The sequence below is a fragment of the Peptostreptococcus canis genome (assembly GCF_014229965.1).
GTDB classification, from domain to species: Bacteria; Bacillota; Clostridia; order Peptostreptococcales; family Peptostreptococcaceae; genus Peptostreptococcus; species Peptostreptococcus canis.
The window spans coordinates 14,240-36,202 of record NZ_JABGBW010000010.1 but is presented as its reverse complement, the minus strand read 5'-3'; the positions used below and the strand labels follow the sequence as shown (position 1 = coordinate 36,202).

At 31.2% G+C, this 21,963-nt stretch carries 23 protein-coding genes; 19 read left to right on the top strand and 4 right to left on the bottom strand.

Going from position 1 to position 21,963, the window contains the following annotated elements:
- Positions 1 to 266 precede the first annotated feature (266 nt).
- From pyrF to HLB29_RS08440, 5 genes are all read left to right on the top strand, one after another.
- The gene (gene pyrF, locus HLB29_RS08460; protein ID WP_185624730.1) at positions 267 to 989 is read left to right on the top strand and encodes an orotidine-5'-phosphate decarboxylase; all 723 of its coding nucleotides are present in this window, start codon (positions 267 to 269) and stop codon (positions 987 to 989) included.
- 9 nt (positions 990 to 998) lie between these two features.
- Positions 999 to 2,024, top strand: coding sequence for a glutamine-hydrolyzing carbamoyl-phosphate synthase small subunit (gene carA / locus HLB29_RS08455; RefSeq protein WP_185624729.1), 1,026 nt, complete (start codon positions 999 to 1,001; stop codon positions 2,022 to 2,024).
- Positions 2,025 to 2,080: 56 nt separating this feature from the next.
- A complete protein-coding gene (carB, locus tag HLB29_RS08450; protein ID WP_185624728.1) occupies positions 2,081 to 5,296 on the top strand; it encodes a carbamoyl-phosphate synthase large subunit in 3,216 nt (1,071 codons plus the stop codon).
- 229 nt (positions 5,297 to 5,525) lie between these two features.
- Positions 5,526 to 5,864 (top strand): PadR family transcriptional regulator, encoded by a 339-nt coding sequence (locus HLB29_RS08445; protein ID WP_185624727.1) that lies wholly within the window; start codon positions 5,526 to 5,528, stop codon positions 5,862 to 5,864.
- Complete coding sequence (locus HLB29_RS08440; protein WP_185624726.1) at positions 5,848 to 6,396, top strand: DUF2812 domain-containing protein; 549 nt, start codon at positions 5,848 to 5,850, stop codon at positions 6,394 to 6,396. Before HLB29_RS08445 ends, HLB29_RS08440 begins: the two co-directional genes overlap by 17 nt.
- Before the next feature lie 184 nt (positions 6,397 to 6,580).
- Here the strand turns inward: HLB29_RS08440 and cysE are convergent, their stop codons facing one another.
- Together cysE and cysK are read right to left on the bottom strand one after the other, a co-directional pair.
- The gene (gene cysE / locus HLB29_RS08435) at positions 6,581 to 7,180 is read right to left on the bottom strand and encodes a serine O-acetyltransferase (RefSeq protein ID WP_185624725.1); all 600 of its coding nucleotides are present in this window, start codon (positions 7,178 to 7,180) and stop codon (positions 6,581 to 6,583) included.
- A gap of 40 nt (positions 7,181 to 7,220) precedes the next feature.
- On the bottom strand, positions 7,221 to 8,108 hold the full coding sequence (cysK, locus tag HLB29_RS08430; protein ID WP_185624724.1) for a cysteine synthase A: 888 nt from the start codon (positions 8,106 to 8,108) through the stop codon (positions 7,221 to 7,223).
- A 760-nt stretch (positions 8,109 to 8,868) separates the two neighbouring features.
- Between cysK and HLB29_RS08425 the strand changes: the two genes are divergently transcribed.
- Positions 8,869 to 9,234, top strand: coding sequence for a DUF3021 family protein (locus HLB29_RS08425; RefSeq protein ID WP_185624723.1), 366 nt, complete (start codon positions 8,869 to 8,871; stop codon positions 9,232 to 9,234).
- An 80-nt stretch (positions 9,235 to 9,314) separates the two neighbouring features.
- Here HLB29_RS08425 and HLB29_RS08420 read toward each other — a convergent pair whose 3' ends face one another.
- Positions 9,315 to 9,791: a glutathione peroxidase gene (locus tag HLB29_RS08420; RefSeq protein ID WP_185624722.1), complete on the bottom strand. Its 477-nt coding sequence runs from the start codon at positions 9,789 to 9,791 to the stop codon at positions 9,315 to 9,317.
- Positions 9,792 to 10,104: 313 nt separating this feature from the next.
- On the opposite strand from HLB29_RS08420, the gene HLB29_RS08415 reads away from it, so the two are divergent.
- Positions 10,105 to 10,590 carry a methyltransferase family protein gene (locus HLB29_RS08415; protein ID WP_185624721.1) on the top strand — a complete coding sequence of 162 codons (486 nt, stop codon included), beginning with the start codon at positions 10,105 to 10,107 and terminating at the stop codon, positions 10,588 to 10,590.
- Positions 10,591 to 10,685: 95 nt separating this feature from the next.
- Positions 10,686 to 11,258: a hydrolase gene (locus tag HLB29_RS08410; protein WP_330604451.1), complete on the top strand. Its 573-nt coding sequence runs from the start codon at positions 10,686 to 10,688 to the stop codon at positions 11,256 to 11,258.
- Between the two features lie 95 nt (positions 11,259 to 11,353).
- Here HLB29_RS08410 and HLB29_RS08405 read toward each other — a convergent pair whose 3' ends face one another.
- A complete protein-coding gene (locus HLB29_RS08405) occupies positions 11,354 to 11,875 on the bottom strand; it encodes a ferritin (RefSeq protein ID WP_185624720.1) in 522 nt (173 codons plus the stop codon).
- 207 nt (positions 11,876 to 12,082) lie between these two features.
- Here HLB29_RS08405 and HLB29_RS08400 point away from each other — a divergent pair, with 207 nt between their 5' ends.
- The 11 genes from HLB29_RS08400 to ftsH all read left to right on the top strand — a co-directional run bounded on the left by HLB29_RS08400 (position 12,083) and on the right by ftsH (position 21,833).
- The gene (locus HLB29_RS08400; protein ID WP_185624719.1) at positions 12,083 to 12,955 is read left to right on the top strand and encodes a class I SAM-dependent methyltransferase; all 873 of its coding nucleotides are present in this window, start codon (positions 12,083 to 12,085) and stop codon (positions 12,953 to 12,955) included.
- Positions 12,940 to 13,632, top strand: coding sequence for an RluA family pseudouridine synthase (locus tag HLB29_RS08395; RefSeq protein ID WP_185624718.1), 693 nt, complete (start codon positions 12,940 to 12,942; stop codon positions 13,630 to 13,632). The genes HLB29_RS08400 and HLB29_RS08395 overlap by 16 nt, the downstream gene beginning before the upstream one ends.
- A gap of 9 nt (positions 13,633 to 13,641) precedes the next feature.
- Complete coding sequence (locus HLB29_RS08390) at positions 13,642 to 14,364, top strand: peptide arginase family protein (RefSeq protein ID WP_185624717.1); 723 nt, start codon at positions 13,642 to 13,644, stop codon at positions 14,362 to 14,364.
- Between the two features lie 82 nt (positions 14,365 to 14,446).
- The gene (locus tag HLB29_RS08385; protein ID WP_185624716.1) at positions 14,447 to 14,941 is read left to right on the top strand and encodes an SEC-C metal-binding domain-containing protein; all 495 of its coding nucleotides are present in this window, start codon (positions 14,447 to 14,449) and stop codon (positions 14,939 to 14,941) included.
- A 101-nt stretch (positions 14,942 to 15,042) separates the two neighbouring features.
- Complete coding sequence (locus HLB29_RS08380) at positions 15,043 to 15,297, top strand: Veg family protein (protein WP_185624715.1); 255 nt, start codon at positions 15,043 to 15,045, stop codon at positions 15,295 to 15,297.
- 179 nt (positions 15,298 to 15,476) lie between these two features.
- A complete protein-coding gene (gene ispE / locus HLB29_RS08375; protein ID WP_185624714.1) occupies positions 15,477 to 16,373 on the top strand; it encodes a 4-(cytidine 5'-diphospho)-2-C-methyl-D-erythritol kinase in 897 nt (298 codons plus the stop codon).
- Positions 16,360 to 17,037 carry a GntR family transcriptional regulator gene (locus HLB29_RS08370; RefSeq protein WP_185624713.1) on the top strand — a complete coding sequence of 226 codons (678 nt, stop codon included), beginning with the start codon at positions 16,360 to 16,362 and terminating at the stop codon, positions 17,035 to 17,037. Before ispE ends, HLB29_RS08370 begins: the two co-directional genes overlap by 14 nt.
- Before the next feature lie 3 nt (positions 17,038 to 17,040).
- Entirely contained in the window at positions 17,041 to 17,847 is an 807-nt protein-coding gene (murI, locus tag HLB29_RS08365) for a glutamate racemase (protein ID WP_185624712.1), read from the top strand.
- Between the two features lie 48 nt (positions 17,848 to 17,895).
- Positions 17,896 to 18,309: a YwiB family protein gene (locus tag HLB29_RS08360; protein ID WP_185624735.1), complete on the top strand. Its 414-nt coding sequence runs from the start codon at positions 17,896 to 17,898 to the stop codon at positions 18,307 to 18,309.
- Between the two features lies 1 nt (position 18,310).
- Positions 18,311 to 19,690 carry a tRNA lysidine(34) synthetase TilS gene (tilS, locus tag HLB29_RS08355; protein WP_185624711.1) on the top strand — a complete coding sequence of 460 codons (1,380 nt, stop codon included), beginning with the start codon at positions 18,311 to 18,313 and terminating at the stop codon, positions 19,688 to 19,690.
- Between the two features lie 118 nt (positions 19,691 to 19,808).
- Positions 19,809 to 21,833: an ATP-dependent zinc metalloprotease FtsH gene (gene ftsH / locus HLB29_RS08350; protein ID WP_185624710.1), complete on the top strand. Its 2,025-nt coding sequence runs from the start codon at positions 19,809 to 19,811 to the stop codon at positions 21,831 to 21,833.
- The last annotated feature ends 130 nt before the right edge of the window (positions 21,834 to 21,963 follow it).

The window sequence follows — 21,963 nt, the reverse complement described above, 5'->3', positions numbered from 1 at the left end:
ATTCTATTGAAAAATAGAAAAAATTGTGATATTATATTCTACAGGTGTATGAGAAGGATTGTGCAGAGACGCAATGGTACACAAAAAATAAAATAGATTAAGTCTTTTAAGCTAGTCCAGAGAGACTGGTAAGGATATATAATAATTGAAGTTTTAGTTTTAGTAAAACTTTTATTGATGGTACAAAAATTACGTCCTTATACCTCTGGTATAAGGATTTTTTATGTTTTTATCAACACATCAGGCTTAATCAGAAGGAGCTTAAAATGGTAAGTGGTAAGGAAAAATTGATAGTAGCTATTGATACTGATGAATATGAAAAAGCGGTAGAGCTAATTGACTCACTTGAAAATAGTGTAGAGATATATAAGGTTGGCTTGGAAAATTATATTTCATCTAGAGGTAAAACAGTTGATTATTTGAAATCTAAAGGAAAAAAGATTTTTTTAGACCTAAAGTTTCATGATATTCCTAATACTATGAAATCTGCAGTAAAAGCTGCAGTAAAAGATGGTGTATGGTTAATGACAATACATGTTTCTGATATGGAGGGAATGAGACAATGTGCTCTTGCAGCAAAAGAGGAAGCTGAAAGATTGGGTATAGAAAGGCCTCTGATAGTTGGAGTTACAGTATTAACGTCTTTGAGTGATAGTGATTTGAGTGATATAGGATGTAGTCTTTCAACTGAAGAAACGGCAATAAAGAGAGCAAAACTAGCAAAAGAAGCGGGACTTGATGGAGTAGTTTGTTCAGCAAGAGAAGTCAGCAAAATAGTAAAAGCTTGTGGAGATGATTTTATTACTGTTTGCCCCGGCATTAGACCAAAAACTGCCGAAGTTGGAGATCAAAAAAGAGTGGTAACTCCAAGTGACGCAATAAAAAACGGTGCTACTGTTTTGGTGGTTGGCAGACCTATTACAAAAGCGGAAAAACCAAATAAGGCAGCGGATGAAATAGTGAAAGAAATAGAATCGGTGATTAAGTAGGAGGTTATAATGAAGGGCAGATTAATTTTAGAGGACGGAACAATATTTGAAGGCAAGGTATTCGGGCATATTGAAGATAGTGTAGGAGAAGTGGTATTTAATACTTCTATGGCAGGTTATCAGGAAATATTAACAGACCCGTCATACTATGGACAAATAGTTGCAATTACATATCCGTTAGTTGGAAACTATGGAATTAATTTGGAAGATAAAGAATCTTCTTCAGTAAAAGTAAGTGGGTTTATCATAAGAGAAAAAAGTGATATGCCTTCAAATTTTAGATGTGAAATGGATATAGATACATATTTAAAACAAAGTAAAGTAATTGGTTTAGAAGGGATAGATACTAGAGCACTTACAAAAATTATTAGAAATAAAGGGACGATGAAAGGTATAATAACTACCGAGCATTCAAAATTAAAAGATATTCAGTCAAAACTTGATTCCTATGATAATTCTGATGCAGTAAAAATAGTAAGTAGAAAAAAAATTGAGCATATTAAGGGAAAAGGTAAAAAGGTAGCTATAATAGATTTAGGTGTAAAGGACAGTATAATAAAGGGTTTTATAGATAGAGGCTGTGATGTAACAATTTTTCCGGTAGAAACACCTGTAGCTGAAATATTGTCAATTAATCCGGATTTAATATGCGTATCAAATGGACCGGGGAATCCCATGGATTTACAAGAAGAATCTAAAAAATTAAAAGAGTTTATTGGCAAAAAGCCTTTAATTGGTATCTCATTAGGTCATCAATTAATTGCAATGGCACTAGGAAGTAAAATTGACAAATTAAAATATGGACACAGGGGTGCTAATCATCCTGTTAAAAATTTCGATTTAGAAAAGATATTTATTACTTCTCAAAATCATAGTTATTATGTAAGTGAAACTCCAAAAGATTTAATGATAACAGATATACATTTAAACGATAAAACTATAGAAGGTATAAGACACAATAGTTTATCGATTTATAGTGTTCAGTATGATCCAAATGAATACGTATTTGATAAATTTATGGAACTTGCGGAGTAATTATAAAAAATTAGAGATTAAGTAATGATAATTTAATAGTTATAAGGAGATATAATATGCCAAAAATAAATAGTATAAAGAAAACATTAGTTTTAGGTTCCGGTCCTATAATAATCGGGCAGGCGGCAGAGTTTGACTATTCAGGAACGCAAGCTTGTCAATCTTTAAAAGAAGAAGGAATAGAGGTTGTACTTATAAATTCAAATCCTGCAACCATAATGACGGACCAAGAAATAGCTGATCATATATATATAGAGCCACTTACTTTGGATTTTATTGAAAAAATAATTGCAAAAGAAAGACCGGATAGTTTACTTGCAGGGATGGGTGGACAGACAGGTTTGAATTTGGCTGTGGAATTATATGATAAAGGAATACTGGATAAATATGGTGTAAAGATAATAGGTACTTCTGTAGAAGCTATTAAAAAAGGTGAAGATAGAGATACCTTTAGAGAGGTAATGAATAAAATCGGACAGCCTATTATAGAAAGTGATATCGTAACAACTTTAGAACAAGGTATGGTTTATGCAAAAGAAATAGGTTATCCGGTAGTAGTAAGACCGGCATATACTCTAGGAGGTACAGGAGGAGGTATAGCTGAAACAGAAGAAGAATTAAGAGAAATTCTTACTCATGGATTACAACTGAGCCCGGTTACCCAGTGTTTAATAGAAAAAAGTATAAAGGGATGGAAAGAAATTGAGTATGAGGTAATAAGAGACTCAAATGGAAATAGTATAGCCGTTTGTAATATGGAAAATATAGATCCGGTAGGAGTTCATACTGGAGATTCGATAGTTGTTGCACCTACACAGACATTATCGGGTATAGAATGCCAGATGCTTAGAAAGGCATCTCTGGATATATTGGAAGCAATTGGAGTTGAAGGAGGATGTAATGTTCAGTTTGCGTTAAATCCTAAAAGTTTTGAATATGCTGTAATAGAAATAAATCCAAGGGTTTCAAGATCTTCTGCATTAGCATCGAAAGCAACAGGTTATCCAATAGCAAAAGTAGCATCAAAAATCGCTTTAGGTTATACCCTTGATGAAATAAAAAATGCAGTGACAAAGACAACAGATGCTTGTTTTGAGCCTACTATTGACTATGTAGTGGTCAAGATACCTAAATGGCCTTTTGACAAGTTTAAACATGCAAATAGAAAGCTTGGAACAAAAATGATGGCTACTGGTGAAATAATGAGTATAGGTTCGAATTTTGAAGCGGCTTTTCTAAAGGGAATAAGATCTCTTGAGACGGGAAAATATTCGCTTGTGCATAAGGCTTCAGAGCTTAAGAGTCTTTCTGAATTAAAAGCGAGTATAGTAGTTCCGGATGATGAGAGAATATTCGATCTTGCTGAGATGATTAGAAGAGGATACAAAATAGAGATGATATCTCAAATAACAGGAATAGATGAATGGTTCCTGAACAAATTTAAATGGATAGTGGATCAAGAGGAAAAGCTTAAAGGTATGAGCATAGAAGATTTAAGTAAAGAGTATTTACTTGAACTAAAGAAAAAAGGCTTTTCAGACAAAGGAATGAGCGATTTGATGAAAATTGATCCCGAAGATTTATTGGAGCTTAGAACACTTTACAAAATTCAACCATCTTATAAAATGGTGGACACTTGTGGAGGAGAATTTGATGCATTATCTCCTTATTATTACTCAACTTATGAAGAGTATGATGAGGTAGAAGTAAGTGATAAAAAGAAGATAATTGTTCTTGGTTCCGGACCTATAAGAATAGGGCAAGGTATAGAATTTGATTACTGTTCAGTTCATTGTGTAAAATCATTAAGAAAACAAGGTGTGGAAACTATTATAATAAATAATAATCCAGAAACTGTTAGTACTGATTTCGATACTTCTGATAAACTGTATTTCGAACCACTTACAGAAGAAGAGGTTTACAATATAATACAAAAAGAAAAGCCGGACGGTGTAATATTGCAGTTTGGTGGTCAGACAGCCATAAAGCTGGCAAGATTCCTATCTGAAAAGAAAGTGAATATATATGGAACTGATTTTAAAGATATAGATGCAGCGGAAGATAGAGAAAAATTTGATGCTCTTTTGGAAAAATTAAATATAAACAGACCAAAAGGAAAAGGCGTTTGGTCTGTATCCGAGGGTGTTGAGGTTGCAAAAGAACTAGGTTATCCGGTATTAGTAAGGCCGTCTTATGTATTAGGTGGTCAGGGAATGGAAATAACTTATGATGAAGTGAGACTTACTCAGTATCTGGAAGATGCATTTGAAAGAGATTCCATGAATCCTGTACTTATAGATAAATATCTAACTGGTAGAGAAATAGAAGTAGATGCAATCTGTGACGGACAAGATATACTGATACCGGGAATAATGGAACACTTAGAAAGAGCGGGAGTTCATTCCGGAGACAGTATTACTATGTATCCTAGCCAGGGAATATCAGATAAAATTAAAGAAAAAATATATGAATATACTAAATTGATGGCATTAAATTTAAATGTAATAGGTATGGTAAATATTCAGTTTATAGAGTATAAAGATGAATTATATATCATAGAAGTAAATCCTAGAGCAAGCCGTACAGTGCCATATATTTCTAAGGTAAGTGGTGTACCTATAGTAGATCTTGCCACTAAGTGCATGTTAGGAGCAAAGCTTTCTGAATTGGGATATGGAACGGGTGTATATAAGACACCTAAGCATATATGTGTAAAAGTTCCCGTATTTTCTATGTCAAAACTATCTAAGGTAGAAGTGAGCTTAGGTCCTGAAATGAAATCAACCGGAGAGGTACTTGGGGTAGGAGAAACTCTCGAAGAAGCTCTTTATAAAGGTTTCTTAGCATCAGGGCAGAAGGTATCGGATGAAAACAAAATGGTTCTTGCGACAATTAATAATAATGATAAGTCAGAATTCATAGAAATTGCAAAGGATATGAGTGAACTTGGATATACTTTTGTAGCAACTCAAGGAACTGCTAAATCACTAAATGATGCAGGTGTAAAATGTGATGTAGTGAATAGAGTCGAAGAACCTAGACCGAATATACTTGATGTAATTAGAAATAAACAAGTTGACTTAGTAATAAATACTCCTACAAAGGGAAATGATTCGACTAGAGATGGGTTTAAGATAAGAAGAACAGCAATAGAATTTCAGACTGAAATAATGACATCACTGGATACATTAAAAGCTATGGTTGGAGTAAATAAGAAACATGTGAACTCCGATTTGATGAAGGTATATAGTTTGAAAGATATAAATGCTTAAATAGAATAATTAGTAAGGGGATTGGTGAGTTTTATCAGTCCTCTTATTTTATGAATGAAAGGGGTTGACTCAAAAGTCAGTTCTATGCAAAAAAGTATCCCGTATTTTTGAATAATAGGAACTTATCCCACCACCAATACATGCATTTACTTTGCTATTGACAACTATTACAGATTATGATATATTACATATACCGATATATCTAAATTCGTATTAGAAAGGAGAAGTCATGGGTAGAACAGCAAATAGCGGAGCTCTTACTGAATCTGTCTTTTACATTTTATTGCTACTTCATAAACCCGCTCATGGTTATGCTCTGATGAAAGACATTGCAGAAATGACAGCCGGTAGGGTAAATCTCGGAGCCGGTTCTCTCTATGGAGCATTCGACACTTTGCAAAAAAAAGGATGGATTAAGGCACTGGACGAGCATCCGAAGGATAGAAGGATTGAATATATCATCACAAGCACAGGAAAAGAGTTTTTTGAAAAAGAACTTATCCGTCTGGAAGAAATGTTGCAAAATGCAAAAAAAGTGAAGGAGGATACAAATGAAAACAAGTATTAAAAAGACTTTTTTGGACATCTACAAGGAAGAACAATGGTTGAATGAGCAAGGTGAAAATGGACTAATGCTTATAGGCTATCATAATGGAGAATATGAGTTTGAGGATGTTTCTCCAGTAAAGTATCAGTATAAGATAGATATACCTGATTATACAGGCAGAAAGAAAAAGGAATATCTTGATTTCTTAGAACAAACCGGTATTTCTGTAGTGGCACAGTATGGTGGGAGGGTGTATCTTAGGAAGAATGCAGCCGATGGTCCTCTGGATTTGTATACAGAAAAGAAGGAGGTCACAAAGCAAATGAACAAGCGATATTCCCATTTATTCATCACCGCTATATCTCAGTTTATGTTGGGGATTATTATGTTGATTCAAACACTGTACTACGTGCAGCCAAAAGGTGTTCCGTTTTGGATTACCATTGTTATCGATGTAGGCTTAATCATTTCCGGGATCATCTTCTTCATTTTGGGTGTTCGAAAGCATAGGAAATATTCTTTGCCAAAAGAAGAAAAAGATATTTGGGAATAGATTGCGATTTGTATAAAGATTATTTCAAGAGGCAAAGGTAAAAGTGCAGTAACCTCAGCTTCCTGTCACAATGGAGAAACTATAAAAAAGATTCTCAAAAATAAATTGGGAATCTTTTTATAGTTATTTATGATATTATTTCAATAAATTATATTAATATTTATAATTCACTTAGAATGATCTGTTATATATAATACATCTCATTTATAGCTCTTTTTTCATTTAAATCTATCATTTTCGAATCATAGTGAGTGTTTTTAATCTTTACGATTTTTCCCGGGATTCCAACCACAGTAGCACCATTTGGAATATCATTAAGAACAACACTATTGGCACCTATCTTAACTTCATTTCCCAACGTTATAGGACCAAGAACTTTAGCACCTGAGCCTATCACCACATCATCACCAACTGTTGGATGTCTTTTACCGGTATGGTTACCGGTACCACCAAGAGTGACACCTTGATATATTGTTACTCTATTTCCTATTTCAGTTGTTTCACCAATTACAACACCCATACCATGATCTATCATTATACTATGACCAATTTTGGCACCGGGATGTATTTCTATACCTGTAAAAAATCTAAAAATTTGAGAAATAAGCCTTGCCAAAAATTTAAGTCCAATATTGCTGAGAAAATGTGATATACTATGTCCAATTAATGCATGGACAGAGGGATATATTATAAATACTTTTAGTCTATTTAAAAATTTCAAATTTCCCCTACTAGAAGCAGGGTCATTTGCAATAATGTAATCTATATTTTTAATCAATTTCATCGATTTTCCTCGCTTTCTTATATGTCAATCATATGAATTATTAGAATATATTCATTGACATATACTTTTCTGCACCATCTGGAGCAACAGTTACAATTTTTTTGCCAGGAAATCTTTCAGCTAGTTTTTTAGCTGCAGCTATATTGGCACCAGATGATATACCAAGCATTATTCCTTCTTCATTTGAAACTCTTTTCATCATATCAAAAGCCTCGTCATCAGTTATTAATATCACCTCATCAATAATATTTAAATCTAGGTTCTTTGGTATAAAGTTTGCTCCAATTCCCTGAATTTTATGAGGACCGGCTATATTTTTATTAATTAGAGGAGAAGCTTCAGGTTCTACTCCAAAGATCTTGATGTTAGGATTTTTTTCTTTTAAATATTTACCTATACCTGATACAGTACCACCAGTACCGATACCGGCTACAAATATATCTAAATCATCTATATCTTCAAAAATTTCAGGCCCCGTCGTTTTATAATGAAAGTCAGGGTTGTCTTTATTATTAAATTGACCTAGGGATTTATAGTTTCCAGTGGAAAGAAGTTCGTTCATTTTATCAATTGTACCCTGCATACCTTTTGATGCCTCAGTAAGAATAAGTTCCGCACCAAAAGCTCTTATTAGAGCCCTTCTTTCCTGGCTCATTGATTCAGGCATTATAATTGTCACGTCATAACCTCTACTTTTTCCAATCATTGCAGTTGCTATACCGGTATTTCCACTTGTTGCTTCCACTATTCTGTCTCCTGAAATAAGTTTTCCTCTTTCTTCCATTCCTAATATCATTCCAAGTACGGCACGATCCTTGATTGAGCCACCAGGATTTTTATTTTCCAGCTTTACAAATATATTTTTGTCTATTTTTGAAATATTGACTATTGGTGTCTTTCCTATTAATTCGATTACATTTTTTTTCATGATATTTTCTCCTTTTTGTCTACTGTTATTATATTTTTTGATATATATTTATATACTAGGTATTTCTGAATATATAAATATTGAATTTCTTATTATATTTTTTTATATTATTATTTGGATAGTTTGTGAATAAAAATGAGTATTTACATAATACTTTCAAATATTGATATTAAATGGTTATCAAATAATAATTAATCAAAAAAATCTACATCAAATAGAGGTTTTTTGCATGTAAAAACCACGTATAAAAATATTTTTTGAAATAAGTTGAAAATATAAAGAATACTCAATAATTAGCTAAGATTGCTATAAATCTACCGTTTATTTTAATTGCTATTACTTTGGTAGATTATGCAAAAAAGATTATCTACAACAACAGCAACAACAAGAGATTCCCCCGAAAGCGGCGTTTATGAATTTTTTTGTTGATTTGAACTTATTCATACTAACATCTCCTTATTATTGTCATTTCTCGAATTAAATTTTAATTCCGATAAAAATACTAGGAATTAATTAAATATAATTTTATAACATCACTTTGTGATTGTCAATATATAAGAGAAAAATATGTTATTATTTTATATCAAAAAGTGACAAAGTCCAAAATTAATCCTAAGGTGACATTATCATAATAACAACACTAAACTCCACAAAAACTTGACACTATCGATTATAGGTGATAGACTAAAAAGGTCTATAAGAGCGGTATAACTATAAGAAATAAATAAGTAATAAACTGGAATTTATGGAGGAGATAAAAATGTTAAAAGAAGCAGTAGTCAGAGGAGTATTTCCTTTTATCATAATGACTGCAATATCATTAATAATGAAATATCAGAAAATGGATGCCTTTCAAGTGAGGAGCACATTCATCGTTGGTATTATAGTGACAGTGGTTGCATCCGCTTCAGTAATATATGATATCGAAAACTGGTCTTTATTTAAGCAGTCAATTGTGCATTTTTTGATTATGTTAATAACAGTATTTCCATGCTTAATAGTTAGTGGCTGGTTTGAGTTAAATACTCCTATAGATTATCTAAAAGTATTATTAATATTTATGTTGGTTGGTATTATATTGTGGGTAATTGCATACTTTATTTTTGGCAAGTTGCTATCTAAATAAATCCCAGTTTGTTTATATAAAGAGTGTACGGAAAATTTAGTATTTTTTCTAAAATTTCTATCTCTAATATTTAATTTTATTTATATAAGTTGTTTTATATATTTTTCAATGTCTTTAGGTTTTGTAGTTGGAGAAAATCTTTTTACTACATTACCATTTCTGTCTATTAAAAATTTGGTAAAATTCCATTTGATTGATTTGGAACCCATTGCTCCTTTTTGTTCATTCTTCAGAAATTCAAAAAGTTCTAGAGCATTATCTCCATTTACATCAACTTTTTCAAACATAGGAAAGGTAACACCATAATTTATAGAACAGAAGTTCTTAATGGACTCACTATTCTTGACTTCTTGATTGGCAAACTGACTTGATGGAAATCCCAACACAGTAAAGCCCTGATTTTTATATTTATTGTACAAATTTTGAAGACCCTCAAACTGAGGAGTAAAACCACATTTGCTAGCTGTATTTACCACAAGAATAACATTATCTCTGAACATTTCCATATAAACGATATTTCCGTTTATATCTTTTGCTTTATAATCATAAAAAGTCATAATAACACCTCCTTACGCTATCATATCACAATTAAAACTACACTGTCATCAATAAAGTTACATTAAGATGTATCTATATTAAAATTTGGTGAATAGCAGAATATATGGGAAATAATAAAAATCAAAAATAATATTGAATTCTATTTTTAGTTTAGATAAAATGTTAATTAATAAAAAAATAGTATCTTAATATTTAAAGGTAAATTTTATTTTGTGGAGACTAATTTAAGAAAAAAACAATAACAGAATTTTGGGATTATATTATGTTTACAAAGTATAGTTATAGGTGACAATAGGGACAAGGTGATTTAAGATGAATAATAAAGAACATTTGCCGATAATGGGAATAGGACCTTTAATTGTAATTCCACAATTGCTAATTACTACAATAGCTATAATAATTTCTAGAAAAGGATTTTTCGGCTTTGCAAAATTAAATATGACCAAGCTACCATTTATGATTGTTGGAATTTTATTAATCATTTCCGGTGTTATTATTTGGTGTTTTGCAAATTTTAAAACAAGAATAGATAAGTATATTAAAGAAAATAAGTTGGCTACTACCGGTATATATTCTATTGTAAGAAATCCAATTTATAGTTCGTTTTTATTAATATGTACCGGTTTCATTATGGTGGAAAATAATATGATTTTATTTTTAATACCAATTATTTGCTGGATTTATATGACGTTAATTTTGAAAAATACGGAGGAAAAATGGCTTCAAAATCTTTATGGTAGTGAATATATAGATTATTGTAAAAGAGTTAATAGATGTATTCCGTGGTTTCCAAAATGATTTTTTATAATGCATAAAAAATCAAATAAGATATTAACTTATTCTGATAAATATCGTATAATATAGAAAATATCGATTGGAAAGGAAGAATGAGTATGGATAATTTGATAAAATATGATGATGCATTGGAAATTTTGAAAAAATATAATAAAGAATCATTTCACATACAACATGGTGAAACTGTGGGATATGTCATGAAATATTTTGCACTTAAATATGATCCTGAGAACGCTGATTTTTGGCAAATAGTGGGTCTATTACATGATTTAGATTTTGAAATGTATCCCGATCAACATTGTGTAAAACAAGTTGAGATAATGAGACAGGAAGGCCTTTCCGAAGAGATTATAAATTCTACTATTAGTCATGGATATGGCTTAACAGGTTCTACTGTTAAACCTGAAAAGCAGATGGAAAAAATACTTTTTGCATCTGATGAATTAACGGGGATAATAGGTGCAGCTGCATTGATGCGTCCATCAAAAAGTACTTTAGATATGGAATTAAAATCTTTAAAAAAGAAATTTAAGGATAAGAAATTCGCGGCCGGATGTTCAAGGGATGTGATAAGGCAAGGTGCAGAAAATTTGGGATGGGAATTAGATGAGCTCTTAAGCGAGACACTTGAGGCTATGAAAGATATGGAAAGAAAATTTAAGAATATATAGAAATAGGCGTTGATGATAATGAAATTTGTGTTAGTACAACATAAAATTTATCAAATATCATCAGCGCCTTTGTTTTCAGATAGTATAAATATTAATTAGGCTTGTTCAGAAGCTTTTATTGATGGGACATAGGTTCTAGTCGCCAATTCATCATCTATCATATACATATTGGCTAAACTATCACTGGCTCTTTTGATTTTTTTCACCAGATTACTGAAACTTTCTTCCTCTTCGACTTGTTCATCAATAAACCATCTTAAGAAACTCATTGTGGCATGTTCTTTTTCATCTAGAGCAATATCTGCAAGATTATAGATTCTTTTTGTAACCATTTGTTCGTGCTTTAATCCTTCTTCAAATACGTCCAGTATATTATCATAGCTGACTCTAGGTTTTTTTATTGCTTCTAATTCAACTCTTCCACCTTTTTGAAATACGTAGTTATAAATTATTCTAGCGTGATCCAATTCTTCCTGGGCTTGAACCTTAAAAAAGTTTGCGGCTCCGGGGAAGTCCATTTCCTCAGCATAAGCTGACATTGCAAGATAAGTATATGCTGAATAGTATTCAAAATTGATTTGATCATTTAATGCTTTTTCCAAATTTTTGCTTAACATAGTTACTCCTCCTTATATTTAGTAAGTTGAATTTTGAAATAATATATACATAAAAATTATTAATAATACTATTATTATATCATTTATTTTATTATCAATGTATATAAAAGCAATCGAATTATGGTATAGTTTAAAAAATCATGTTAATATATTAAAATATGAGATAGAATAAGTAATATAAGTGAAATTGAGAATATGGAGGTAGCTATGCTAATTTTAGCAGATAAATGGAAAGATTATGAGTTGATTGATATGGGGAGTGGAGAAAAACTTGAAAGATGGGGAGAGTACGTTTTGAGGAGACCTGATCCTCAAGTTATCTGGCCAATTCAAAGAGAATGGTCTTTGTGGAAAAATCCTCATGGTCATTATCATAGAAGTAACAGGGGTGGTGGTAATTGGGAAGTAAAAAAGAAATATCCGGAACAATGGATAATTAATTATGGACCTCTAAAATTTAAAATAAAACCTACAGGATTTAAACATACTGGTCTATTTCCTGAACAAGCTGCAAATTGGGATTGGATAATTGAGAAAATTAAGTCTTCAAGAAAACCGATAAAGGTATTGAATTTATTTGCATATACAGGTGGAGCAACTGTTGCCTGTGCATATGCAGGAGCTGAAGTTTGTCATGTGGATGCTGCGAAAGGGATGGTAAATTGGGCAAAAGAGAATATTGAACTTTCCGGACTAAAGGATAAAAAAGTAAGATTTATTGTCGATGATGTATTTAAATTTGTTGAAAGAGAAGTTAGAAGAGGTAATAAATATGATGCGATTATAATGGATCCTCCTTCATATGGAAGAGGTCCAAAGGGAGAAATTTGGAAGATAGAGGATAAACTATATGAATTTTTAGTATTATGTATGAAGGTGATTTCTGACAAACCATTATTTATTCTGATAAATTCATATACTACCGGTTTTTCTCCAATTGTTTTGGAAAATATATTAGAATCTACTGTAGGAAGAAAGGTAAAAAGTGGCAAAGTTTATGCCGGAGAAATAGGAATACCTTCATCTAGAAATGGTATGGTATTGCCTTGTGGAATCTTTGGGCGATGGGAAGGAAAATAAATATGAAACTGAGAGTAATATATGAGGACAATCACCTTTTGGTAGTTGAAAAAATACCGAATATTTTATCTCAAGCCGATAATACTAACGATATAGATATGCTTAGTATATGCAAAAATTATATTAAGGAAAAATATAATAAACCCGGAAATGTTTATTTAGGGTTAGTACATAGATTGGATAGACCTGTCGGTGGAGTAATGGTTTTTGCAAAAACTTCAAAGGCAGCATCAAGATTGTCAGACCAAGTTAGAACTAGAAAGATGAAAAAAACATACAGAGCAGTAGTTAATGGTGTATGTGATAAATCCGGAGTATATATGGATTATTTGATAAAAAATAAGAGGACTAATATGGTTAGAGTGGTCGATAAAAACAATAAAGAGTCAAAGCAAGCAAAATTATCTTATTCATTGATATCAACTCAAAAATATAAAGATAATTTTTACTCTTTAGTCGAAATAAATCTTCATACAGGGAGGCCGCATCAGATTAGAGTTCAATTTTCTTCTAGAGGGCATGCCTTATTTGGTGATCAAAGATATTCAAATTATGCGAAAATTGGAGAACAAATTGCACTGTGGTCTACAAAACTTGAATTAATTCATCCGACTACAAAAGAAGAAATGTGTTTTGTAACCGAAATGCCAAATACTTTTCCATGGAATTTATTTTAGGAGTAATATATGAGTTATGGTGGATTTTATATAGAAAAACCTGTAGGAAATAATATGTTTTCTTTTGAAAAAAGGAAAGTAAAAAAAATATACGTTCCTCAGTTAGTTAGAGCAAATTTTAATGATATAGAAATTGGAGAAATACCTAATTTTGTTGAGATAGAGGATGGATTAGAAAAAGCTTGCATGGGTTTAAAAAATATGTATGAAATAGTTGATAGTGATATTTATAAAGGGAAAAAAATATACGTTTTTGACAATCACAATCATTCTTTTTTCTTTTGGTGTAAGTTATTAAATGAAGGTATATTTGAAAAAGGAATTACTCTTGTTCATGTGGATCAACATAAAGATATGAGGGAACCTCTAAATTTCGACGTTGATATTTTTGATTTAGAGGATGTAAAAAGATATACAAATGAAGTGCTAAATGTAGGAAACTTTATAAAACCTGCGATTTATCATGATATTTTTTCAAATTTAGTAATGGTAGATTCAAGTTATGGAATGGAACTAGAAATTCCAGGTAATTATGTTTTAGATTTAGATTTGGATTTTTTTTCAAAAGATATGGACTATATAGATTTTGAATATAAATTATATAGAGTAAGGGAGTATATAGAAAATGCGGATATAATTACCATTGCGACAAGTCCTTATTTTATAGAGCAAGACAGAGCTATTAAGGTACTTAAAATGTTATTTAGAGTGGAAAAAATAGACAAACTATGATAATATATAGAGTGTTATTTTGGAATATAATTTATTTTAAATATTAGAATTGTAAACTTGAGCGAATTTGGAGGTAATAAAAATGTTATTTGAAAAATGGAGAAATTTAAGTGAAAACCACGTAAATGAGGAGGCCGAAGTCAAATTTTGGGAAGAATTTTTAAGAGCGGAAACTTCAATATATAATGAGATATTAAATGAAAAAACTCAAATTATAGCAGGAAAAGTATGCGATCTTGCCAAAGCATACAACACTATTCCGGAATATTTTATGGGATTTTTGGATGGTATAAATGAAAGTATTGAAATGGCTCAAGAATTGGAAAAAATTGAGGAAGATACTCAGATAAATATAAAAATAGACTGGGAAAAACTATATTTTAATATGGTGAACGTTGAAGCTCATTGGCTATATGGTTTAAAAGGATGGGAAGATATATTACCGGAAGATTATAGAAAAAGAGTAATAAAAGAGTTTAATAAAACTAAAATTGTTGTCAAGGAAGAAAGAATAGGAAGAAATGATCCATGTCCTTGTGGAAGTGGTAAAAAATATAAAAAATGTTGTGGAAAATAATTGACAAAATCCATAGGTTGGTATAAAATAATATGTTATACTTGACATACTGTTCTTTTTATGATATAATAAATATTGTATTGTAAAGGACGGTGATAATCATGGCAACAACCGCTACACTAGATAATATAAGGCATGCTTTGGAACAGTATGTAGGAAATAAGATACTACTTAAGGCAGACCGAGGAAGAAAACAAATTGTGACTAAAAAAGGAGTACTTGAAACACTTTATCCAAGTGTATTTGTAGTAAGAATTGGAGAAGAAAATAATTTTGAGAGAATATCTTACAGTTACTCCGATCTTTTAACGGAAACAGTGAAGATAAAAGTGTATAGGAATAGTAAAGTTAGTTAATTGAAATATTTAGAACCTAGGGGTGTAAATCTCTAGGCTTTTTTATGTTTATATATGGTATAATAAATATTGTATACTTATATAAAGTTATATCATAATGAAATATTTATAATGAGTATAGGATTAATTAAAAATTTGTGTATATTATAATATATAAGTACATCATAGTGGAGGACTTTATGGATATTATAAAGTTGAGAGCGAGAGCAAAAATAAATTTGTCAATAGATATTTTAGGGATTTTTGATGATGGATATCATAATGTAGAGATGATTATGCAATCTATTGACCTCTCGGATTATGTAGTGATAAGAAAAAAAGATGAAGGTTTTAAGATGTATACATCTAGTTCTGATCTTCCCGTAGATAAAAGAAATATTATTTTTAAAACATGGGAATATATGAAAAAGAAATATGATATAGTTGGCGGAATAGAAGTATTTTTAGAAAAAAATATACCAATTGCAGCCGGGATGGCTGGTGGAAGTGCTGATTCTGCAGCTATGTTTATCGGTCTAAATGAATTGTTTGGATTAAATATAAGTCGAGACCAGTTAATTGAGGATTCAAAAGAATTGGGTTCTGATATTGCTTTTTGCATAAATGGAGGAACTTATTTGGCTACAGGAAAAGGTACTGATTTGAAACAAATTGATAATTTGGATGAAAATTTAGAAATACTTATATGTAAACCAAATACTTTTGTATCAACAAAAAGAGTATACAAAAAATTTGATAGTATGTATGGTGATATGAGGGTGGATAAAAGACCGAATAATAAAGGGATTATGTCAGCTTTAAAGACAAAGGATGTCCAAAAAATGACAAATTCGATGTATAATGTTCTAGAACCAGTCACTAAGATTTGGTGTAGAAATATAGCATCTATAGAAAAAATTATGTTGGATAAAGGTGCTTTAATCTCGATGATGAGTGGAAGTGGACCTACTGTTTTTGGAATTTTTGAAGATGGAAAGAATATAAAAAAATGTAGTGATATTTTAAGGAAAAAATATAGTCAGACTTTCATTACGAAAGCATCAAATAAGGGGGTTGAAATTTGTGGGATTAAGTAATCTAAATTTAGATAGCTATAAACCGTTGAGAGACGTTGTTTTTGAAAATATCAGAGGTGCAATAATGGATGGGACTCTGAAACCAGGTGAAAGATTGATGGAAATTCAACTTGCCGAATTATTGGGAGTGAGTAGAACGCCAATAAGAGAAGCCATTAGAAAATTAGAGCTGGAAGGCTTGGTTGTAATGTTGCCTAGAAAAGGTGCATATGTAGCAAATATAAGCAAAAAAGATTTGATTGACATTTTGGAGGTTAGAATTGGTCTAGAAGGAATGGCTGCTTTTTATGCAGCTGAAAGAATATCTGATGAAGGTGTAAAAAAACTTGAAAAAATATCTGAAGAATTAAAAGAATATGTCTGTAAGAATGATGTTAAAAATATGTTAATTAAGGATGAAGAGTTCCATAATTGTATATTTGAATTTACGGGAAATTCCAGATTAAAAAGTATGATGCTTTCAGTTTGGGAAACAGTCTACAGATTTAGATTGAAATATATGTCAGATTATAGTTCTGCCGTTAATATAGTGGATGAACATAAAAAAATAATCGATGCATTAAAAAAAGGAAAGGCAGATCTTGCTGAAAAGCTTGCTAAAGAACATATTGAAAAAGCAGAGCAGTTCATGATTGAAAAATTGATGCAAGATGAGACGGTGTAGATTATGGATAAAAGACCGATAGGGGTATTTGATTCCGGGTTAGGAGGTCTTACGGTTTTAAAGGAAATTAATAAGTATCTTCCTAATGAAAATACAATATATTTTGGAGATACTGCAAGAGTTCCATATGGACCTAGATCTAAAGAAACGATAATTAAGTATACATTTCAAGCTATTAATTTTCTAAATACAAAAGATGTAAAGGCGATAGTAATTGCATGTAATACTGCTACAGCAAGAGCTTTAGTTGAAGCAAAAGAAAAATACGATTTACCAATTATAGGCGTTGTGGAAGCAGGTGCCAGGACTGCAGTGTATTCAACAAAAAATAAAAAAGTTGGAATAATAGGTACAACGGGTACTATTAATTCAAAGGCATATAACAAGGCCATAAAATCTATGGATAGTAAAATAAAAGTTATAGGTAAAGCTTGTCCAATTTTTGTCCCTTTAGTAGAAGAAGGGTGGGCTAATAAAGAAATATCATCAATGGCAGCCCATATGTATTTAGATTCTCTGGTGGAAAAGGGAATAGATTCACTAATATTAGGATGTACACATTATCCTATATTAAAAAGGACTATAGGTGAAGCTGTAGGAGAAGATATTAAATTAATTAATCCGGCGAGAGAGACGGCGCTCGATTTAAAGAATATTCTTGAAAAAAGGAATATAATAAATACATCAGAAAAAAAAGGAAACTGTATATACTATGTTTCTGATATAAACGATCAGTTTTCAAAAGTTGCTGGTGAATTTTTGAAAAGAAAAATAACCAATTTAGAAAAAATTGAAATACATAGATATTAAAATTTAGTTAGGAAAGGGATAATAATTCATAGGAGTTATAGTGTGGACATGGAAGTAAAGGTTAGAATTAAAACTTCACAGTGCTTAGATAACGGAGAAGTTCAGACTATAGAAAGTTTTTATAGAGGAGAACAAATAGAAAAAAATGGTAGTATTTATATTACATTTTTAGAGTATGATACTATTAAAGATTCCAAAACTACTATTAAGATAAGTGATGAAGAAGTTTTGATACTGAAGTCCGGTGAAGTCAAAACCAGGATGAAATTTAAAGAGGGTGTAAAATTTAGATCGACATATTCAACTCCATATGGGAATTTTGATATGAGCATCTATACTTACAAAATATCCAAAAAAATTACAAATAAAAATATAAAAGTAAATCTGGATTATAAGATTAAAATAAGTGGTCTTATGGATGCTAACAATAGGATTGAATTAAGGGTTATTCCGGAGGTTTAATATGTTGTGTGAAAAAGTTCTTGAAACTATTTCAAAATATAATTTGATAAATAGAGGAGAAACTGTTGTTGCTGCTGTATCAGGAGGACCTGACTCAATATGTCTTCTTCATATACTTCATAAAATTTCCCAAAATTTAGATATAAAATTATATGTAGCACATCTTAATCATCAAATCAGGGGATTAGATGCATACTTAGATTCTTTATATGTTATGAAATTTTGTGAAAAGTTGGGGGTTACTTGTTTTATTCGTTCAATTGATGTGCCTGCTTTTTGCGAAGAAAATAAGCTGGGTATAGAAGAGGGCGCCAGAAAATTACGATATGAAATGTTTGATGAAATAAAAAATAAAGTAGGAGCTGATAAGGTGGCTATAGGACATAATAAAAGTGATCAGGCTGAAACTATTATTATGAGAATAATGCGTGGTACAGGTCTTCAGGGCTTAAGAGGAATAGAATATAAGCGTGAAGATGGTGTAATAAGACCTATTTTGGATTTAAGTCGTGAAGAAATAGAAAAATATTGTGAAGAGCACAATTTATCTCCCAGAATTGATAAAACAAATTTGGATGATATTTATTCAAGAAATAAAATTAGATTAAAAATGATTCCTTATATGAAAAAAGAATTTAATGATAATGTAGTGGATAATATAGTAAGGATGAGTTCCAACTTGAAAGTGGATTCCGACTATATAAATGAACAAGTGGAAAATGCATTTTCTTATTCGGTAAAAAAATATGAAGATGGTGTATATATTTTTACTGAATATATGGATAAATTTCATCTTGCAATTCAAAACAGGCTTATCTTTAAGTCCATTAAAGAAATACTAGGGGATATAAAATTAATAGATAAAAAACATATAGAAGATGTGCTAAGTCTTGTTTCAAAAGACAAAAAAGGAAAAAAGATAAATTTACCTAGAGGAGTTTTTGCCTATAGGTTTGATGATTATATACTTTTAACAGATAAAGAAATAAAGGATAAAGATATTTCCTATGAGTATGAAGTTACTCCGGGAGAAGCTATTTATATACCCGAAATAAAAAAGAGATTCGTATCTGAAATAGTGGATGTAAAGAATTTTGATAAAAACAATTTCAAAAAGGGTATACAATATATTGATTTATCGAAAATTAGAAATAATCTTACGTTGAGAAATAAACGTCAAGGTGATAAAATAAGATTATTGGGAGGAACTAAAAAGCTAAAAGAATTATTTATTGGTTTGAAGATTCCCAAAGAAAATAGAAACCTGGTTCCTGTTTTAGTGAATCAGGATGAAATAGTGTCTGTTTGTGGATATAGAATAAATGTAGATTATAAAATAGGTGATTCTACAAGCGAGATATTAAAATTTTATTTGGAATAGTATTTACACGATTTATAGATTAAATTTATAAGATGGTTTGTAATATATAAATCAGCTTATAAAAACAAGAAATTGTATTTATTCATAGCGTGTATCTTTAGGATTGGAGGGATATTTATTGCGTAAAACTTTGAGGGGTGCTGGGATATATTTAGTGATGCTACTAATCATTGTATTTATAGTTCAGTACACTGGAGGAAAAACTCAAGAAGTTAAGGATTTAGAGTTTTCAAAGATGTATCAAGAATTAAGAGAAGGAAATATATCAAATGTAAAGATAGTAGATGATACAAGAATTGAAGGAACTTTAAAAGATGGAAAAACGAAATTTAAATCTTATATACCTAATGAAGTAAAGGGAGATAAGTTATCTAAAGAAATATTAGAAAGCATAGAAAAAAACAAATTATTGGTAAATGCAGAACCGAAACCAAAACCACCATGGTTATTAGAAATATTACCTACATTATTAGTTTTAGGCTTTATGGTTGTAGCTTTTTTTATGTTGATGAATCAGTCACAGGGTGGCGGAGGAAAGGTAATGAATTTTGCCAAATCTAAAGCTAAAGTTCACAAAAACTCCGATAAGGATAAAGTAGAATTTAAAGATGTAGCTGGCTTAAAAGAGGAAAAAGAGGAATTACAGGAAGTGGTAGATTTCTTAAAAAATCCAAAGAAATATATAGATTTGGGTGCGAGAATACCTAAGGGTATTCTTATGGTTGGACCTCCAGGTACCGGAAAAACTTATTTGTCTAGAGCGGTAGCTGGAGAAGCCGGTGTACCATTTTTCAGCATAAGTGGTTCCGATTTTGTTGAAATGTTTGTCGGAGTTGGTGCTTCAAGAGTAAGAGATTTGTTTGAACAGGCAAAGAAAGAATCTCCGGCGATAATATTTATAGATGAAATTGATGCAGTAGGTAGAAAAAGAGGTGCCGGACTAGGTGGTGGACATGATGAAAGGGAGCAAACTCTAAATCAGTTGTTAGTTGAAATGGATGGTTTTGGTGTAAATCAGGGAATAATTATAATGGCTGCTACTAATAGACCGGATATACTTGATCCAGCTCTTTTAAGACCGGGTCGTTTTGATAGACAAGTGGTTGTTGGAGTACCTGATGTTAAGGGCAGGGAAGAGATATTTAAGGTTCATTCTAGAAATAAACCTCTTGGCGAAGATATCGATTTATCTGTTCTTGCAAAGAGTACACCTGGATTTACTCCTGCAGACATTGAAAACGTAATGAACGAGGCAGCCATATTAACTGCTAGGAAAAGGGAAAAGAAAATAACAATGGAGAATATAGAAGAGTCTATTACCAAGGTAATAGTAGGTGTGGCTAAAAAATCCAGAGTTATAAGTGAGAAAGAGAGAATACTTACCGCATATCACGAAGGAGGACACGCAGTATGTGCTCATATATTGGATTTAATGGATCCTGTTCATCAGGTAACTATAATACCAAGAGGTATGGCTGGCGGGTTCACTCTACAGCTTCCTACAGAGGACAAATATTACGCTACTAAGGGCGAGATGATGCAAGAACTAATAGTATTGCTTGCGGGTAGAGTATCCGAAGAAATAAACCTTGATGATATATCTACAGGTGCATCCAATGACTTAGACAGAGTAACTAAGCTTGCCAGAGGAATGGTAGCAAAATATGGTATGAGTGAAAAGCTTGGACCGCTTACCTTTGATTCAAATGATGAGGTGTTTATTGGAAATAGCTTTGGTCATACTAGAGAGTATTCTGAAGAAGTTGCAGCTGAAATAGATGAAGAAGTAAGAAGAATTGTGGCAGATGCCTATTCTAAAACAAAAAAGATTTTGCAGGAAAATCAAGAAAGACTTGACTATATTGCAAAAGCTCTTCTTGAATATGAAACTTTAAATGAATCACAGTTTAAAGAGGCTTTTGAAATGAAATTGCCTATACCGGAATCTAAAGGTGAAAAGGAATTATTTAAAGCCAAAGAAGAATTTGAAGCAGAATCTAATTTAACAGATTCAAATAATGAAAATAATAAAGACTCTGAAACAAATGATAATATCGAAGTTGTTGAAGAAGTTGAATCGGATAAAGATATAATGGAATCTTTATCAGCCGACATTGATGAATCTGATAATGAAAGACAATAAAATATATTAGTATAACAAAAAAGCTCATTGAAATGAGCTTTTTTTGTTATATAATTTTCCACTTTATACCAGGCTTATTGTGGAAAATGTGTATATGGATATATAGGTGTTTGAAGGTTACAATATGAAT

What these genes read in the sequence shown, in the direction of transcription:
- pyrF (WP_185624730.1), top strand. Translation starts at nt 267, where the DNA reads ATGGTAAGTGGTAAGGAAAAATTGATAGTAGCTATTGATACTGATGAA.
- carA (WP_185624729.1), top strand. Translation starts at nt 999, where the DNA reads ATGAAGGGCAGATTAATTTTAGAGGACGGAACAATATTTGAAGGCAAG.
- carB (WP_185624728.1), top strand. Translation starts at nt 2,081, where the DNA reads ATGCCAAAAATAAATAGTATAAAGAAAACATTAGTTTTAGGTTCCGGT.
- HLB29_RS08445 (WP_185624727.1), top strand. Translation starts at nt 5,526, where the DNA reads ATGGGTAGAACAGCAAATAGCGGAGCTCTTACTGAATCTGTCTTTTAC.
- HLB29_RS08440 (WP_185624726.1), top strand. Translation starts at nt 5,848, where the DNA reads ATGAAAACAAGTATTAAAAAGACTTTTTTGGACATCTACAAGGAAGAA.
- cysE (WP_185624725.1), bottom strand. Translation starts at nt 7,180, where the DNA reads ATGAAATTGATTAAAAATATAGATTACATTATTGCAAATGACCCTGCT.
- cysK (WP_185624724.1), bottom strand. Translation starts at nt 8,108, where the DNA reads ATGAAAAAAAATGTAATCGAATTAATAGGAAAGACACCAATAGTCAAT.
- HLB29_RS08425 (WP_185624723.1), top strand. Translation starts at nt 8,869, where the DNA reads ATGTTAAAAGAAGCAGTAGTCAGAGGAGTATTTCCTTTTATCATAATG.
- HLB29_RS08420 (WP_185624722.1), bottom strand. Translation starts at nt 9,791, where the DNA reads ATGACTTTTTATGATTATAAAGCAAAAGATATAAACGGAAATATCGTT.
- HLB29_RS08415 (WP_185624721.1), top strand. Translation starts at nt 10,105, where the DNA reads ATGAATAATAAAGAACATTTGCCGATAATGGGAATAGGACCTTTAATT.
- HLB29_RS08410 (WP_330604451.1), top strand. Translation starts at nt 10,686, where the DNA reads ATGGATAATTTGATAAAATATGATGATGCATTGGAAATTTTGAAAAAA.
- HLB29_RS08405 (WP_185624720.1), bottom strand. Translation starts at nt 11,875, where the DNA reads ATGTTAAGCAAAAATTTGGAAAAAGCATTAAATGATCAAATCAATTTT.
- HLB29_RS08400 (WP_185624719.1), top strand. Translation starts at nt 12,083, where the DNA reads ATGCTAATTTTAGCAGATAAATGGAAAGATTATGAGTTGATTGATATG.
- HLB29_RS08395 (WP_185624718.1), top strand. Translation starts at nt 12,940, where the DNA reads ATGGGAAGGAAAATAAATATGAAACTGAGAGTAATATATGAGGACAAT.
- HLB29_RS08390 (WP_185624717.1), top strand. Translation starts at nt 13,642, where the DNA reads ATGAGTTATGGTGGATTTTATATAGAAAAACCTGTAGGAAATAATATG.
- HLB29_RS08385 (WP_185624716.1), top strand. Translation starts at nt 14,447, where the DNA reads ATGTTATTTGAAAAATGGAGAAATTTAAGTGAAAACCACGTAAATGAG.
- HLB29_RS08380 (WP_185624715.1), top strand. Translation starts at nt 15,043, where the DNA reads ATGGCAACAACCGCTACACTAGATAATATAAGGCATGCTTTGGAACAG.
- ispE (WP_185624714.1), top strand. Translation starts at nt 15,477, where the DNA reads ATGGATATTATAAAGTTGAGAGCGAGAGCAAAAATAAATTTGTCAATA.
- murI (WP_185624712.1), top strand. Translation starts at nt 17,041, where the DNA reads ATGGATAAAAGACCGATAGGGGTATTTGATTCCGGGTTAGGAGGTCTT.
- HLB29_RS08360 (WP_185624735.1), top strand. Translation starts at nt 17,896, where the DNA reads ATGGAAGTAAAGGTTAGAATTAAAACTTCACAGTGCTTAGATAACGGA.
- tilS (WP_185624711.1), top strand. Translation starts at nt 18,311, where the DNA reads ATGTTGTGTGAAAAAGTTCTTGAAACTATTTCAAAATATAATTTGATA.